The sequence below is a fragment of the Ruegeria sp. BB10 genome (assembly GCF_056535725.1).
Window position 1 is genome coordinate 1,940,657 of record NZ_JBQFIW010000001.1, and the last position, 15,656, is coordinate 1,956,312.

Annotated in this window: 19 protein-coding genes; 10 read left to right on the forward strand and 9 right to left on the reverse strand. The window is 57.3% G+C overall.

The genetic code is table 11. From position 1 onward, the window contains the following. The first annotated feature begins 14 nt into the window (after nt 1-14). The 6 genes from ACR3EP_RS09830 to ACR3EP_RS09855 all read left to right on the forward strand — a co-directional run bounded on the left by ACR3EP_RS09830 (nt 15) and on the right by ACR3EP_RS09855 (nt 4,228). On the forward strand, nt 15-623 hold the full coding sequence (locus tag ACR3EP_RS09830; protein ID WP_480637552.1) for an SH3 domain-containing protein: 609 nt from the start codon (nt 15-17) through the stop codon (nt 621-623). A gap of 69 nt (nt 624-692) precedes the next feature. Then, on the forward strand, nt 693-1,520 hold the full coding sequence (locus ACR3EP_RS09835; RefSeq protein ID WP_170398727.1) for an SDR family NAD(P)-dependent oxidoreductase: 828 nt from the start codon (nt 693-695) through the stop codon (nt 1,518-1,520). Between the two features lie 80 nt (nt 1,521-1,600). Continuing rightward, on the forward strand, nt 1,601-1,804 hold the full coding sequence (locus tag ACR3EP_RS09840; protein WP_170350405.1) for a twin transmembrane helix small protein: 204 nt from the start codon (nt 1,601-1,603) through the stop codon (nt 1,802-1,804). Then, the gene (locus ACR3EP_RS09845; protein WP_170360066.1) at nt 1,805-2,377 is read left to right on the forward strand and encodes a cob(I)yrinic acid a,c-diamide adenosyltransferase; all 573 of its coding nucleotides are present in this window, start codon (nt 1,805-1,807) and stop codon (nt 2,375-2,377) included. It begins immediately after the preceding gene. A 163-nt stretch (nt 2,378-2,540) separates the two neighbouring features. Further along, nucleotides 2,541-3,299 (forward strand): electron transfer flavoprotein subunit beta/FixA family protein, encoded by a 759-nt coding sequence (locus tag ACR3EP_RS09850; RefSeq protein ID WP_170350401.1) that lies wholly within the window; start codon nt 2,541-2,543, stop codon nt 3,297-3,299. Beyond that, nucleotides 3,299-4,228 (forward strand): electron transfer flavoprotein subunit alpha/FixB family protein, encoded by a 930-nt coding sequence (locus tag ACR3EP_RS09855; protein ID WP_480637554.1) that lies wholly within the window; start codon nt 3,299-3,301, stop codon nt 4,226-4,228. Before ACR3EP_RS09850 ends, ACR3EP_RS09855 begins: the two co-directional genes overlap by 1 nt. Before the next feature lie 60 nt (nt 4,229-4,288). Here the strand turns inward: ACR3EP_RS09855 and ACR3EP_RS09860 are convergent, their stop codons facing one another. Beyond that, complete coding sequence (locus ACR3EP_RS09860; RefSeq protein ID WP_480637556.1) at nt 4,289-5,110, reverse strand: DUF6473 family protein; 822 nt, start codon at nt 5,108-5,110, stop codon at nt 4,289-4,291. A 163-nt stretch (nt 5,111-5,273) separates the two neighbouring features. Here ACR3EP_RS09860 and ACR3EP_RS09865 point away from each other — a divergent pair, with 163 nt between their 5' ends. Then, nucleotides 5,274-6,149 carry a 3-hydroxybutyryl-CoA dehydrogenase gene (locus tag ACR3EP_RS09865; RefSeq protein WP_170377533.1) on the forward strand — a complete coding sequence of 292 codons (876 nt, stop codon included), beginning with the start codon at nt 5,274-5,276 and terminating at the stop codon, nt 6,147-6,149. A gap of 58 nt (nt 6,150-6,207) precedes the next feature. Here ACR3EP_RS09865 and ACR3EP_RS09870 read toward each other — a convergent pair whose 3' ends face one another. Genes ACR3EP_RS09870 through ACR3EP_RS09900 form a run of 7 tightly spaced genes read right to left on the reverse strand, consistent with a single transcriptional unit; the run spans nt 6,208 to nt 11,631 of the window. Then, complete coding sequence (locus ACR3EP_RS09870) at nt 6,208-7,107, reverse strand: lysophospholipid acyltransferase family protein (protein ID WP_170518092.1); 900 nt, start codon at nt 7,105-7,107, stop codon at nt 6,208-6,210. A gap of 39 nt (nt 7,108-7,146) precedes the next feature. Next, nucleotides 7,147-7,416, reverse strand: a complete 270-nt coding sequence (locus ACR3EP_RS09875; RefSeq protein WP_170328297.1) for an HPr family phosphocarrier protein — start codon at nt 7,414-7,416, stop codon at nt 7,147-7,149. Between the two features lie 2 nt (nt 7,417-7,418). Next, nucleotides 7,419-7,826: a PTS sugar transporter subunit IIA gene (locus ACR3EP_RS09880; protein ID WP_170350392.1), complete on the reverse strand. Its 408-nt coding sequence runs from the start codon at nt 7,824-7,826 to the stop codon at nt 7,419-7,421. Beyond that, nucleotides 7,823-8,716 (reverse strand): RNase adapter RapZ, encoded by an 894-nt coding sequence (rapZ, locus tag ACR3EP_RS09885; RefSeq protein WP_254429537.1) that lies wholly within the window; start codon nt 8,714-8,716, stop codon nt 7,823-7,825. The genes ACR3EP_RS09880 and rapZ overlap by 4 nt, the downstream gene beginning before the upstream one ends. Continuing rightward, nucleotides 8,701-9,171 carry an HPr kinase/phosphorylase gene (locus ACR3EP_RS09890; protein WP_480637559.1) on the reverse strand — a complete coding sequence of 157 codons (471 nt, stop codon included), beginning with the start codon at nt 9,169-9,171 and terminating at the stop codon, nt 8,701-8,703. Before ACR3EP_RS09890 ends, rapZ begins: the two co-directional genes overlap by 16 nt. Before the next feature lie 4 nt (nt 9,172-9,175). Continuing rightward, nucleotides 9,176-10,894 (reverse strand): ATP-binding protein, encoded by a 1,719-nt coding sequence (locus ACR3EP_RS09895; RefSeq protein ID WP_170377531.1) that lies wholly within the window; start codon nt 10,892-10,894, stop codon nt 9,176-9,178. A 32-nt stretch (nt 10,895-10,926) separates the two neighbouring features. Continuing rightward, nucleotides 10,927-11,631: a response regulator transcription factor gene (locus tag ACR3EP_RS09900; protein ID WP_170350387.1), complete on the reverse strand. Its 705-nt coding sequence runs from the start codon at nt 11,629-11,631 to the stop codon at nt 10,927-10,929. 345 nt (nt 11,632-11,976) lie between these two features. Between ACR3EP_RS09900 and ACR3EP_RS09905 the strand changes: the two genes are divergently transcribed. From ACR3EP_RS09905 to ACR3EP_RS09915, 3 genes are all read left to right on the forward strand, one after another. Beyond that, complete coding sequence (locus tag ACR3EP_RS09905; protein ID WP_170350385.1) at nt 11,977-13,575, forward strand: phosphoenolpyruvate carboxykinase; 1,599 nt, start codon at nt 11,977-11,979, stop codon at nt 13,573-13,575. 360 nt (nt 13,576-13,935) lie between these two features. Next, nucleotides 13,936-14,226 carry a hypothetical protein gene (locus ACR3EP_RS09910; RefSeq protein ID WP_170350384.1) on the forward strand — a complete coding sequence of 97 codons (291 nt, stop codon included), beginning with the start codon at nt 13,936-13,938 and terminating at the stop codon, nt 14,224-14,226. Nucleotides 14,227-14,337: 111 nt separating this feature from the next. Next, nucleotides 14,338-14,802 carry a hypothetical protein gene (locus ACR3EP_RS09915; RefSeq protein ID WP_217356018.1) on the forward strand — a complete coding sequence of 155 codons (465 nt, stop codon included), beginning with the start codon at nt 14,338-14,340 and terminating at the stop codon, nt 14,800-14,802. Here ACR3EP_RS09915 and ACR3EP_RS09920 read toward each other — a convergent pair. Then, on the reverse strand, nt 14,799-15,563 hold the full coding sequence (locus ACR3EP_RS09920; RefSeq protein ID WP_480637561.1) for a sulfite exporter TauE/SafE family protein: 765 nt from the start codon (nt 15,561-15,563) through the stop codon (nt 14,799-14,801). The two genes, ACR3EP_RS09915 and ACR3EP_RS09920, sit on opposite strands and share 4 nt — an antisense overlap. Nucleotides 15,564-15,656: the final 93 nt, after the last annotated feature.

The following is a 15,656-nucleotide window of genomic DNA, read 5'->3' on the forward strand; positions in this document are numbered from 1 at the left end:
CTGGGGGATGCGCCATGACGCGCCTTGTTGTTTTTACTTTCGCTGCACTTGGTTGGTGCTTTTACGTAATGAGCGGCGGGCCGGATTTCGAACCGCGTGGCCTGCGTGCCGAGCAACCCGCTCGTATTGCAACCGCCCCGACGCAAACCATTGTTCCTGCCCGGGCCGAAGAGCTTGTGACCAATGTCGCAGTTCGTGCGCCAACTGCACGTGTGCAACCCAAGCCCGCCGTGGAAGAGGTGGTCGAATTTGTGGCCGATGATGCCACGCTGGGGTCTTTCTCAACCATTACGGTTTTCGCGGACCAAGACGCCAACATCACGCTTGCTTCGCTTGAGGACGGTGTCGCCGGGCTGCGCCAGATCACGGATGACGTACAGGAAGATGTGGCCGAAACACCCGCCATCCCCGAGCCCGAAAAAGACATTCGCGAGATTTCGGGAACCCGCGTGAACATGCGCGACGGGCCGGGTACGATCTATCCGATTGTCGGCAAGGCCACCATCGGTCAGAAGGTCGAAGTACTAAGCGAATCCGGAACCGGCTGGTTGCGCCTGCGCGTGTTGCCTCAGCAACAGGTCGGATGGATTTCGGCCTCGCTGGTGCGAAAAATCGCGAACTGACGCAGCCGTGTCATTGTCCTGACCTGAACCTCGCCATAGCTATAGATCAGGTTCAGATTCAGGAAGACCATGCAAAAAACCATTCTTATCACCGGCTGCTCCTCGGGCATTGGACTGGATGCGGCGCACGGCATGCGCGCCCGAGGTTGGCGGGTGTTTGCCTCCTGCCGTCAGCAGCGAGATTGCGACCGGCTGCGGGCACAAGGGTTTGAAAGCCCGCATATTGATTACACCGACGCCAACAGCATCACCGCGGGGCTGGCTTCGGTGTTTGAGGCGACGGGTGGCACGCTGGATGCGTTGTTCAACAATGGCGCGCATGGCCTGCCCGGTGCGGTCGAGGATTTGCCGACGGATGGCTTACGTGCAATTTTCGAGGCCAATTTCTTTGGCTGGCACGAGCTGACCCGGCAGGTGATTCCAGCCATGCGGGCGCAAGGACATGGGCGAATCGTTCAGAACTCGTCCGTGCTGGGCCTGGTGGCCTATCCCTGGCGCGGCGCCTATGTGGCCACAAAATACGCGGTCGAAGGTCTGACGGACACGCTGCGCCTGGAACTGGCAGATACCGACATCAAGGTTATCCTGATCGAGCCCGGCCCGATCACCTCGAAAATCCGCGAAAACTCGATCCCCTTCTTTGAAAAATTCATCAACTGGCAGAACTCGCCCCTGCGAGAGCGGTACGAATCTTCGTTGTTGAAAAGACTGTACGAATCCTCGGGGCCGGATCGGTTCGAACTACCCGCGTCGGCGGTAACCGACAAGCTGGCCCATGCGGTCGAATCAAAACGGCCACGCGCGCGATACTATGTGACGACGCCGACTTATATCGCCGGATACCTGCGCCGCGTTCTGCCGACCCGCACGATTGATCGCATTCTGTCGGACGTCTGAGGCAATATTACCCGTTCGCTTTTCACACCTATGGGGCTAGATGATAGCCCAAGGAAACAAAAAACGCGGACGGTGTACCCATGGACCTAATGATGGTCGTTTTGCTGTTGGCCATGGCGGCTGTTGTCGTCGTGCTGGCGATTGGCATCTCAAACTTTGGCAAAAGCGGTAAAGAGGCCGCGATGAAAAGCAACAAGATGATGCGCCTGCGTATCCTGTTTCAGTTCATTGCCGTAGTGCTGATCGTGCTTTACGTCTGGTTGCGTGGACAAGGAGCCCAATAGATGGTCGTTCTCAACAAGATTTACACGCGCACTGGCGATGACGGCAAAACCGCTCTGGGCAATGGTGAACGCGTTGCAAAGTATTCCGGCCGTGTTGCTGCCTATGGCACTGTTGACGAGTTGAACGCATTTGTTGGCGTGGCCCGCACCGAAGCCGAGGGCGATGTCGAAGCCGCCCTGTCCCGTATCCAGAACGATTTGTTCGATTTGGGCGCCGATTTCTGCCGTCCCGACATGGAAAAGGATGCCGAGGCCGACTATCCCCCGCTGCGCGTCGTGCCAGCCCAGATCGACCGGTTGGAAGCGGAAATCGACGCCATGAACGAAGCATTGGAGCCGCTGCGCAGCTTCATTCTGCCGGGTGGTTCGCGTCTGGCGGCACATCTTCACGTGTGCCGCACTGTTTCACGCCGGGCCGAACGGCTGGCGGTAGAACTGACCAATATGGAACCGGTGAACACGGTTGCGGTGAAATACCTCAACCGTCTCAGCGACTGGTTCTTCGTCGCCGCACGTTGCGCCAATGAAAACGGCACGCAGGATGTGCTATGGGTTCCGGGAGCGAACCGCTAAGTCGCGGACCTTAACGTCAAAAAACACGAAACGCGACGTCCCAAACCCATGACGTGACGATTTTGCTCTGTTGCAGGGCGAATTCAGACGTTATTCAGTCGTCCGAGAGCATTGGTGGAGTCGCAACGCGGCTTACCGTTTTTTGTGAGGAGCAAGCGCTAAAATGAAGGTACTCGTGCCTGTCAAACGCGTGATTGACTACAATGTGAAGGTTCGCGTGAAAGCGGACGGTAGCGGTGTCGATCTCGCCAATGTCAAAATGTCGATGAACCCGTTCGACGAGATTGCGGTGGAAGAGGCGATCCGCCTGAAAGAAGCCGGTAAGGCGGAAGAGGTTGTGGCCGTTTCGATCGGTGTGAAACAGGCGCAAGAGACGCTGCGCACTGCGTTGGCCATGGGCGCCGACCGCGCCATTCTGGTTGTGGCCGCCGATGACGTGCATCAAGACATCGAGCCGCTGGCCGTGGCCAAGATCCTGGCCAAGGTGGTCGAAGAAGAGCAGCCTGGCATCGTGCTGTGCGGCAAGCAGGCGATCGACAATGACATGAACGCCACCGGTCAGATGCTGTCGGCCCTGCTGGGTTGGTCGCAAGGCACCTTCGCGTCCGAGCTGGACATCGAAGGCGACGCCGCCAAGATCACCCGCGAGGTGGACGGCGGCCTGCAGACCATCAGCGTCAAGATGCCGACCATCGTGACCGTTGATCTGCGCCTGAACGAGCCGCGCTATGCGTCGCTGCCCAACATCATGAAGGCGAAGAAAAAGCCGCTGGAGGAGAAGACCGCCGCCGATTACGGCGTAGACGTTTCCCCGCGCCTTGAGATCGTCAAGACCGAAGAGCCGCCGGCGCGTGCTGCGGGCATCATTGTCGGCTCGGTTGATGAGCTGGTTACGAAACTCAAAGATGCGGGGGCTGTGTAATGGCTGTTCTTCTTCTTGCCGAGGTTAACAATGGCGAGCTGGCGCTGGACGCCACCGCCAAGGCCGTCAATGCCGCCAAGGCTCTGGGCGACATTACCATTCTGGCCGCTGGCGGTTCCGCCGCTGCTGCTGGAGAAGCCGCTGCCAAGATCGACGGTGTGTCCAAGGTTCTGGTTGCCGAAGACGACTCGCTGGGTCATCGCCTGGCGGAATCGACCGCCGCACTGATCGTGTCGCTGGCCGACGGGTATGAGCACATCGTTGCCCCTGCCACCACCGACGCCAAGAACGTGATGCCGCGCGTTGCCGCGCTGCTGGACGTGATGGTGATCTCGGACGCGTCGGGCGTGGTCGACGGCTCGACCTTCGAGCGCCCGATCTATGCGGGCAACGCCATCCAGACCGTGAAATCGAACGACGCCAAAAAGGTTGTCACTCTGCGGACCGCCAGCTTTGACGCGGCGGGCGAAGGCGGATCGGCCACGGTCGAGACCATCTCGGTTCCCGGCTCCGAAGGCCTGTCGTCCTGGGTCGAGGACAAGGTGGCCGAAAGCGACCGGCCGGAACTGACTTCGGCTGGGGTCGTTGTCTCGGGCGGACGTGGTGTCGGCTCGGAAGACGATTTCAAACTGATCGAAGGTCTGGCCGACAAGCTGGGCGCGGCGGTTGGTGCCTCGCGCGCGGCGGTCGATTCGGGCTATGCACCGAACGACTGGCAGATTGGGCAGACCGGTAAGGTTGTTGCCCCGGACCTGTATGTCGCCGTCGGCATCTCGGGCGCGATCCAGCACCTGGCCGGTATGAAGGACAGCAAGGTCATCGTCGCGATCAACAAGGACGAAGAAGCACCGATCTTCCAGGTCGCAGACTTCGGACTGGTTGCCGACCTGTTCCAGGCCGTGCCGGAACTGACCGAAAAGCTTGGCTGATAGCAGAAAAAGATTTTTCGCCGAAAAATCTAGCAAGGCCCGCCACGTGGCGGGCCTTTTTCATTGCAGGTTCCGAATTGGACTAACCAGTGCATCCGCGATTGACCGATGTGCCGCTGGGCCAATCATGTGCTCGGCCATCGGCTGTTGCAACGTACCGAACAACATATCCTCAAGCTCATTTGAATGCCCGGACACACAAGCCGTGCCTTCGACACAATCGGCGCAGAAAGGCCGCACGGCCTTTAGCATTTCAGGAGTGACTGTCATTGGTGCCCTCTCTTCCTGATGTTCATCATTTTTTTGCGGCAGCACCTTCAGCGCCAGCAGCAGGACCGGTACCTTCAACCTTTGCAGCAGGTCGCTGATTTTCCGAACCCAGTTACGACGCAGCTCTTCTGCCACAACCTCAAAGCGGGCATCCTGATAGTCTTGCAGCCGCCGCATCAGGTGGCCCACAAAATGGACATCGGTAAAGTCAACCTTGGGGTAGAGGTCGATCAGATCCTGAGTTGGTGCCAAAACCCGGTCGTTGCGCCGAGGATGGACACGGTAAAAGTGGTTTGACTGGCTCAGAACCCCGGGCGCCTGTAACACACACAGTTCGGCCCCATTCAACAGCGTGAACAGGCCTGCATCGCCGCACAGCGCCTCGACGCCGCAAAACAGGCTGCCCAAATTCAGGCAGCGCCGGTCCAGCCTGTCCTCTAGAATCGCTGCATAAGGACGGTCAACAAATCGCCCATAGGTCTCATCCCCGCCGACACAGGCCATATAGGCCGTGTCCAAAGACCTCTCTGGTCCCCGAAACCAAAGACGTGATTGACCGTATTGGCATACGGCATGCCCGGCACCTGCCGAGCCTGTTTGATGATAGCTCATAACACTCACCCATTTTTCACCCGGTTGCCATCTTGCAGCCGCATGTCTTGAGAAATTCCTAATGCGCGCAATTTAGACAAATTCGATGGGTCCGATCCCCTTGCCGCCCCTACCGATCTGCCGGTACTGTCCCTTCAATCCCGAGACACAGAGGCATCAGAACATGGACGTAAAATCAGTCGGAGTGATTGGCGCAGGCCAGATGGGCAATGGTATCGCCCACGTCCTGGCCCTTGCGGAATATGACGTTCTGCTGAATGACGTGAACCAGGATGCACTGGAAGCTGCCGTCGCCGCAATCGAAGGCAACATGGCGCGTCAGGCCTCGCGCGGGAAAATTACCGATGAGGCGATGCAAGCCGCCCTGAAACGCGTAAAGACGACACTGGAATTGCCGGAACTGGGGCAAACGGACCTGGTGATCGAGGCCGCCACCGAGCGAGAATCAATCAAGCAGGCGATCTTCGAGGATTTGCAGCCGCACCTGCAACCGCACACGATTCTGACGTCGAACACGTCGTCAATTTCAATCACCCGCCTGGCCAGTCGTACGGACCGGCCTGAACGGTTTATGGGGTTTCACTTTATGAACCCGGTGCCAGTGATGCAGCTGGTCGAATTGATCCGCGGGATCGCCACGGACGAAGAGACCTTCAACACTTGCAAATCCGTGGTGGATCGTCTGGGTAAAACCGCCGCCAGCGCCGAGGATTTCCCCGCCTTCATCGTGAACCGCATTCTGATGCCGATGATCAACGAGGCGGTCTATACCTTGTACGAAGGCGTGGGCAATGTGCAATCCATCGACCAGTCCATGAAATTGGGCGCCAATCACCCGATGGGGCCGTTGGAATTGGCCGATTTCATTGGTTTGGACACCTGTTTGGCGATCATGAACGTGTTGCACGAAGGATTAGCCGACACAAAATACCGCCCCTGCCCGTTGCTGACCAAATATGTCGAAGCCGGATGGCTGGGCCGAAAAACCGAACGCGGGTTTTATGACTATCGGGGCGAGGTTCCGATTCCGACCCGTTAAGGCAGAGGGGGTCAGCCCCCTCACCTCCAAGGTATTTTTGGCCAGATTAAGAAACGGATCAGTTTTTTAGCGTTTCGGCCAGCGACATCGTGTGTTTTCTGAGCCAAGCCATGAAGCCACGCGGGTCGCGTTCCAGCAATTGCATGTCCTCGTCCGAGATCGGATCGCCGATAACCGGTGATTGCGGTTTGTTGCACGACCGCACGATCTCATGCAGCAGAAGGCCTTGTCGCAGGATCGGGGACAGCTTGTTGGCAATCTGATAAGCGCGAGAGTTTCTGCCCGGAAAGAAGATCGGAACCACTTTGGCACCGGACCGGCGGATCATCTTTGCGGTGAACACGTTCCACTCCCGCTCTTGCGCCGGGCCGAACCAGTCGTCCGAGGACATCACCACGCCTGACGGGAACAAGGCAACGACACCACCTTCTTTCAGGTGGTCCATCGACTTGCTGCGCATTTCCAGCATCTTGGTTTGCGCCTCGGGGTCATGGGGAAATGGCACCGGGATCATGAACGACGTCGCGGCTTCGTCCAGTCCCGTCAGAACAGAACGGGTCAGGATGCGGTAATCGCTGCGCACTTGGCCAATGAGTTCAGCCAAGATCATCCCGTCAACCATACCGTGGGGGTGGTTCGCCACCACAACAACGGGACCCTCTTTAGGTATACGGGCGATTTGTTCCTGAGGGGTGGTCAGGTCGATGCCCATCGTCTTGAGCGCACCACCCCAGAACCGTTGGCCGCGATAATATTCGTTCTTCTTTTCGAACTTGTTGACCATACGCAGAATGGTCAGCTTGCCAGTACACCATTCGATGGCGCGAATGGCCGTCGACGTCCAGACATCATCGAACGAATTCGCATAGGTCAGGGTTCTACGATCGTAGATCTCACCCTGATCTGTGGTCCCATCCACCACTGGGCCGGTCTTCGTCTCGTGCGTTGTTTCCGCCAATTCCAGGTCTTCCCGTTCTTCGTTACGCGGCGGATGAAATCAGAAACCTTCCCCGAACTTGTCGTTCACCAGGGTTTCCAAGGCATCAGCCAACGCCTCAGCATCCGGTCCGGACGTCTCGACGTCAATAGTCGTTCCGCGCGAGGCTGCCAACATCAAAAGGCCCATTATACTATCGCCGGATGCAGAAAATCCGTCTTTGGATACTTCGGCCTGTGCGTCAAAGCCCTCGACCACCTCAACCAACTTGGCCGAGGCGCGGGCATGCAAACCTTTTTCATTAATGATTTTCAGGCTTCGATTGGTCATTCTTAATCTGTCCGGTCTTCTTCTAATGTAATGTTTTGCGCATTGATATATTTGCGTCCAGCCTCCATCGCCTGCCGTACTGAATCTGCTATGGGCAGGTGGCGGGTTTTGGCCAGTTTGATCAACATAGGCAGATTTGCACCGTAAAGGATACGGCGATCCTGTGGCGCGCAGGCCCGCAAGCTCAGGTTCGACGGGCTGCCCCCGAACAGATCAGTTACAACAACAACCCCATCCCCGACATCGACGCTGTCAGCAGCCGCACAGATTTCAGCCTGTTTTGCGGCACGGTCATGGTCAGCCTCGATCGAAATCGCGACTAGGCCGGGCTGCTTTCCGACCACATGTTGCATGGCGGCCAGATACTCTTTGGCCAACCCACCATGTGCTACGAGTACGATCCCGATCAATCCGGCCTCACATTCAACGATCGACGTTCCATTTCGCGGTGCCTAATTGCCACTTGCTGCCCCTCCTCTGCAAGGGCCTTTGCAACCGCTTCGGCCATGGCCACCGATCTGTGTTGCCCTCCGGTACACCCAAAGGCCACGGACAGGTGTGCTTTGCCTTCGGCACGGAAGGTCGGCAACAAGAGTTTCAGCAGATCCACCACCCGGTCGAAAAAAGGTGCGTAGTTCGTGTCCGATTGTACATAGCGCGCGACATCGGGGTTTCGACCATCTTTCGCCCGCAAGTCAGGACGCCAGTACGGATTGTCCAGAAACCGACAGTCAAACACCATATCCAACCCGCGCGGCAAACCGCGCTTGTACGAGAAAGATTCAATCGAAACAGCTAGATGCCGGCCGCCTTTGGGAGCGAACCAGCGTTCGACCTCTTCGCGTAATTGGTGGACGTTCAGCGGGCTGGAGTCGATCAATGTGTCGGCGATCTCGCGGATCGGAGCCAACAGTTCCTTTTCCTGCCGCACACCGGTTTCCGGGCTGGCATCTGTGGCCACAGGGTGCCTACGCCGGGTTTCCGAGAAACGCCGCAGCAATACCTCGTCGCTGCAATCCAGATAGAGGGTAGTCAAGTCCACCTGCTCCATCCGCCGCAGCCTGACCGCCAGCTCAATAAATCCGATGGTCGAGAAATCGCGGTTGCGTGCGTCGATGCCCAGCGCCATTGGACGATCGCTTTGCGGACCGTCCAGCAGGCGCATCAAAAGACCCATCGGCAGGTTATCGATGGCTTCAAAACCCAGATCTTCAAGAACGCGAATCGCCGTCGAGCGCCCGGCGCCCGAGGGGCCGGTTACCAGAACGATGCGCCGTTGCGAGGTCATGTGCTGGGCCATTCCGGGTCCACGCGTCCCATTTTCAAAAGTTGCATGAGTGCTGCCGCCAAATTGGGGACGCCTGCCGCCCGTAGCAAGGGAACGGATTGCTTTAGAACTAGGGTCTTATCGGGATCGGGCAAGCGGGCGGGTTCGTTTTGATCAAGATCAACCACATAGCGGATCGGCGTTGTCCCCGCCGTGTGCGCCCGAAGCAAACCAATGCCCCGTGCCTCGATCAATCCACGTAGGTTTGGAGCAGTATCAGCCATAGCCGTATCGCCCACCATCGACAGGGCAATTCGGTCGTCAGCCACCAAAGTTGCGCCATGCGCCATCATCTGCAGGGCCAGCGCCGACTTGCCCGAACCCGACTGCCCCAGAATCAATGCGCCTTGCCCCTCGACGGCAACACATGTCGCATGGAGGATGGCCTTGTCTTGATGTTGGATGTCCAAGAGGGTCTTGCCGCTCATGCGCTTATACAGGCAGCCCCACGACAAAGCGCGCGCCTTGTGGGTCTGATGTAATATCTGCCTCGGTTGGGCGGATGTTCTCGGCCCAAATCACACCGCCATGGGCCTCGACAATCTGTTTCGAGATCGCCAGTCCAAGGCCCGAGTTATTGCCGAAATGCTCGTCGGGACGCTGTGAATAGAACCGTTTGAAGATTTTGGTCAGCGCCTGTTCCGGGATGCCCGGGCCGGTATCCTCGACCACGATCAATACCCGGTTTTCGCGACGCCGCACCCAGACCCGAATGGCATCGCTGTCTTCGCAGAAAGAAATCGCATTGGTGATCAGGTTGACGAATACCTGCGCCAGCCGTGCTTCGAGCCCGTTCACGATAATCGGCTGAGACGGCAGGTCAGTGATATAGTCGATGCCTTTGGTACGGGCCTCTTCGCCCAGATATTGACCGATATTGCCCAGCAATTTCAGCAGATCAAAGGGTTGTTCCTCTTCTTTGACCAGTTCGGCATCCAGACGCGATGCGTTCGAAATATCGCTGACCAGACGATCCAGCCGCCGCACATCATGTTCGATCACGCCCAACAACTTGTCGCGTTGGTCGTCGCGTTTGACCACGCGCAGGGTTCCCACCGCGGATTGCAGGCTGGCCAACGGGTTCTTGATCTCATGCGCCACATCGGCGGCAAACTGTTCATTCGCATCGATACGATTATACAGCGCTGTTACCATCCCACGCAGGGCGCGGCTGAGGCGTCCGATTTCATCCGGCCGCGCACTGAGGTCCGGGATGCGGATACGGCCGGGATTTACCCCGGCACCGCGATCTTTGCCCATCTCGGCCGCAGCGGCCAGATCGGCCAACGGGTTGGCGATGGTCGAGGCCAAAACAAGGCTGAGACCGATGGACACCAGCAATGCTACAACAAACATCTGCAAAATGCGTTCCTGCGCGCGCCGGGCCAGCGCGTCAATCTGTCCAGCAGGACCAGCCATTGCGACGGCGCCCACCGGCTCGCCGCTTTGCAGGATCGGAGCCGCGGCAACGATGACCGTCTGACCAGCGTCATCCTTTACCGCCTCTATCTGCTTCTGCCCCTGAATCGACAATGGAATGATTTCCTGCACGCGCTGTGCCAGCGTTGGTGCTTCGTCGGGGTCGGAACGGGTGAACACCCGGGACAGCCCGGTCCACACAGCGTTCAGTGCGTCACTGATCAGAGTACTCCCGGTCTGCACTTCGGCTTCGGTTTTCAGCAATGCATAGGTCTGCGTTGAGGTCGAAACTCCGCGCGTCCAGCCGATCAGCGTTCCATCCATGTCATAGACAAAGACCTCGCCGCCGTCAGGCAGGCTAAGCCCCGCCAGCGTATCCTTAACGTCCAACGCCGCCGCATCCTGTGCGGTTCCGGATTGGTTTTGACGCAGCTGGGCTTCGAACACATTGCTGACTAGCTGCGCGTCCCCGATCAGGTTGCGCGCAGTCTGCTGGACCTGCTCTTCGCGAGAATCGTCGAGATACAGCAACCCGGTGACCAGGATCACAAGGGCAATCAGATTGAAGGTAATAATCCGACGCGCAAGGGGCGACCCGCGCAGCGAGAACATGTTGCGACGTCGGCGCGAGGCCCGGAGTTCAGCCGAATCCGGGTCTTGTGGGATGACCCAATCATCCCCCAGAACGACGTCACCGTCGCGCAACTCGTTTGCTTGTTCCGTATCGCGCACGAGACCCGGTTACCCCTTCTCAGTGGCCACACTTATTCTTCGTTGTACCTGTATCCGATACCATACAGCGTTTCGATGGCCGAAAACTCAGGGTCTGCGGTGCGCATTTTCTTGCGCAGGCGCTTGATGTGGCTATCGATGGTCCGGTCGTCGACATAGACTTGGTCATCATATGCAACATCCATCAGCTGATCACGGCTTTTGACAAAGCCCGGTCGCTGCGCCAACGCCTGAAGCAGCAAGAACTCGGTCACCGTCAACGAGACATCCGCACCCTTCCAACTGACCGCATGGCGCAACGGGTCCATCCGCAGTTCGCCTCGTTCCATCACCTTGGTTTCGCCGGTATTGGCGTTGGTCGCATCACCCGCCGTCGCCTCTTGTCGACGCAGCAATGCGCGGATGCGTTCGACCAGCAAACGTTGGGAAAAGGGCTTTTTTACATAGTCGTCCGCGCCCATGCGCAGGCCCAAAACCTCATCGATTTCATCATCTTTCGAGGTCAGAAAGATCACCGGCATCTGGGTTTTCTGTCGCAGCCGTTGCAACAGATCCATACCGTCCATACGCGGCATCTTTATATCCAGCACGGCCATATCGGGCAGTTTCTTGTTGAAAGCATCCAGAGCCGCCTGCCCATCATTATAGGTTTCGACTTCGAATCCTTCAGCTTCGAGCGTCATGGACACGGACGTCAGAATGTTTCTGTCGTCGTCCACCAGTGCAATCTTTGACATCGGGTTCACCCCTATTCCTGCTCACCTACGCAATAATACGCTTTTTTGTAAGTCATTGTTGGCGGTTTTGACGCGCCGAATCAATCCGTAACTGCGAATCATGCCATTCTTGCGGCAGCTATGCGGCAAAAATGCCTTGCAGCCCGCAAAATACTGCCCAGATTTCCATCAGGAAATTCTTGGTGGCGCTAAACTTGAGCTTGGTGGCGCTAACTGCGCCAAACCGTCCTGTTCATGCCCTAAACGACCGTGATAAGAGGCGCTTGACCGCCGGGTTTTTCCGGCAAATGCCCCAAGAGCGCATCCAGGCCAATCGCCAATGCGCCGCCACAGGAGAAGACACACATGACATCTGGACGGGTTAACCCGCAATTCCGCCTCGAAGATCAGGGCATCGAGGGATTGGGCAATGTCTATTACAACTTCATGGAACCGGCGCTGATTGAAGAGGCGTTGAAGCGTGGCGAGGGTACACTTGGCAACGGCGGGGCATTTCTGGTCACTACCGGCAAGTTTACCGGTCGCTCACCCAAGGACAAACATGTCGTCAAAACTGAAAGCGTCCTTGACTCTATCTGGTGGGAAAACAACGCCGAGATGAGCCCCAAAGGCTTTGACGCGCTTTATGATGATATGCTGGCTCACATGAAGGGCCGGGATTACTTCGTGCAGGACCTCGTTGGCGGAGCAGACCCAGCCTATTCGATCAACGTTCGGATGGTCACCGAGCTGGCCTGGCACAACCTGTTCATCCGCCACCTGTTGCGCCGTCCGGATCGCGAGGATTTGGATGAATTCATCGCGGATTTCACCATCATCAACTGCCCCAGCTTCCAGGCCGACCCGAAAAAGCACGGCTGCCAGTCTGAGACGGTGATTGCACTGAACTTCGATCGCAAGCTGATCCTGATCGGCGGCACGGAATACGCAGGTGAAAACAAAAAGTCCGTATTCACCCTGTTGAACTACATGCTGCCGGAAAAAGGTGTGATGCCGATGCATTGCTCGGCCAACCACGCGGTTGGCAATCCAGTCGACACCGCTGTTTTCTTTGGCCTGTCCGGCACGGGTAAGACTACCCTGTCGGCCGACCCGTCGCGTACGTTGATCGGTGACGACGAGCATGGCTGGTCGGATCGCGGCACCTTCAACTTTGAAGGCGGCTGCTATGCCAAGACCATTAATCTGAATGCCGAGGCCGAGCCGGAAATCTATGCGACAACCAGCAAATTCGGCACGGTCATCGAAAACATGGTTTTCGACCCCGAAACCAAGGAACTGGATTTCGACGACGACTCGCTGACCGCAAACATGCGCTGCGCTTATCCGCTCGAGTATATCTCGAACGCGTCCAGCAGCGCACTGGGTGGTCACCCTAAGAACATCATCATGCTGACCTGCGATGCGTTCGGCGTTCTGCCTCCGATCGCGCGGCTAACCCCGGCGCAGGCGATGTATCACTTCCTGTCGGGCTTCACATCCAAAGTGGCCGGAACCGAGCGTGGCGTCACCGAACCCCAGCCGACCTTCTCGACTTGTTTCGGCGCGCCGTTCATGCCGCGCCGTCCGGAAGTTTACGGCAACCTGTTGCGTGAAAAAATCGCTCAGCACGGCGCGACCTGCTGGCTGGTGAATACCGGCTGGACCGGCGGTGCCTACGGCGTTGGGTCGCGGATGCCGATCAGAGCCACCCGTGCGCTGCTGACTGCGGCACTGGACGGTTCGCTGCGTGATGCCGAATTCCGCAAGGACGCAAATTTCGGCTTTGACGTGCCGGTGACCGTACCCGGCGTAGCCGAGGTTCTGCTGGACCCGCGCCGCACTTGGGACGATCAGGCGGCATTCGACAAACAGGCCGAGAAACTGGTGAAGATGTTCGCCGAGAACTTTGAGCAGTACCTGCCGTTCATCGACGACGACATCAAAGCCGTTGCAATCGGGTAATTGGACAAGGGGGCGCTGACGCCCCCTTTTTCCTTAGTGGGTATCGCAAAAGAGCTCTCGCTAAAGTTGCATAATACAGACTTCACGTACAAATGCGTTGCCCGGCATGCCTGCCTGAGGTAATTTCGACGCTATTGAAATGAATAAGCCCGGCGCTTACGCACCGGGCGGAAAGAAAAAAGACCTTTGGGTGGCTCGGGCGAACTCTCACATCAGCACGATGAGCAACCTGAAAACGTGACTAGTGTAAGCTAAAGGGGATGAGTGTCAATATGAGACTTACTGATATTGTTTAAGAAATCGGTAAATCGCATTTTGTCGCCGTGAAGCGGCATCGACACGAAGAGCGACAGGTAGAATATGACAGAAATCTCAAAACTGACCGAACTGCGTAAACTGATGCAGAGCATGGAACGGACGCTGGGCCTGGAACAGCTGTCTCCGGTTGAGCGTGACATTTATTACGCCGCCGAAGAGCTGTCCAAATCCGATGACGAAGTGCGCACATTCGGCTTGATTGAACACACGCTGGTTCAAAGCGTCTCGCGCCCGACATTCTTTCGTGCGCTGAAATCGTTGGTACAGAAAGGGTATCTGTCGCAAAGCGGTACCGCCAACCGGGGCCGGTATATCGTTCATGCACCCAAGTAATGCCTTCTTCCTGCGTACAGGTGGCTGATCAACGTGCGCAGGTGGGCTACTGACACGCTCTTTGCCTCATCGGCTTATGTCGCCGCATCGTACCTCACTTTTGAGGTCCTGATGCCGCTTCAGAACGTGTTTTTTCCGGAATACCCCAGTCGGGCCAGTCTTTTGTTTCTTCCGCACGGGGTGCGGGTTCTATCGGCGTGGCTGTTAGGATGGCGGGCGATATTCGCCTTGTTGCCCGGCGTTTTCCTGGTTTTTGCCGTTCTCGGCGGCAGCGACGTGTTTCTGCCAAGCCGACTGATGGCGATGTTCATTGCCGTCACCACCGTTCCTGCGGTGTTCTATCTATTTAAGTGGGCAGGTTGGGATCTGTTTCCCCACGCTGATCGCAAACCTTGCTGGTCATGCGTCATGGGGGTTGGGATCGTCACCTCTTTCCTTGTCTCGGGGTTGACCAATCTGGCTTTTGGCAGCGCGCGCGTCGAATATGTCGCCTTTCTGATCGGTGATATCTCAGGTCTGTTTTTCCTGATGCTGGGGCTATATTTTGCCTTTCGGCTTGCGGACAGGCGCCACTAACCGATTAGCGCACGACGAAGCAGATTCACCCCTGCGACCAGCAAAACCAGCAACGTTACCTTTCGAAACAACGCCTGATCGATTCGTGATTGCAACTGCAAGCCCGCCCACATACCAAACAGTGCCGGCAGGACCAAAGCAACCGAGAACGGTGCCGTCTCGACTCGCAAAATGCCCGACGCTATGTGCGCCAGCAACAATGCCACTGATCCCAGTCCGTATATCACGCCTTGCACGCGCATCTGCACTGCCTTCGGTGTGTTCAGTGCAGTCAGATAGGCGACGGTTGGCGGCCCCCAGATGCCGGACATCCCTCCGATAAACCCGGCAATCGCGCCTATGCACACCTCGACACGTGCCGATGGTTTGCTCAGTGTCAACTGCATTCCCAGCACTTGAAACAGCGCGAAAACCGTAACCGGAAGGCCAATCATCAACAGAAACGTGGACGCGGGCACGGCGCTGACAACCTGGGCCCCCAACAGCAGGAACACAAAACCTACCATCAAGAAGGTACGGAACTGCTTGATCGCGGACACGGCGGCGGGCACCCCCTCGCGCAGGGCCTGAAACACGTTGGTTACCAGCGTTGGTAAGATCAACCCGGCGATCGCCAGATCGGGCGGCAAGAACATACTCAGCCCCGACACCAGAACCATCGGCATGGCAAATCCAACCATGCCCTTGACCCACCCCGCAACAAAAGCAAGGGCGGCGGCCAGCATCAATTCATGCGGACTGAGTAAGGAAAACAATGTCATGCGCCCGTGATAACACTCTTGGCGCGCGCTGCATCGCAAAATCGACAAAGCAATTTTCGAACTTTTTCACTGCTTAATTCGCATTTTTGTTGC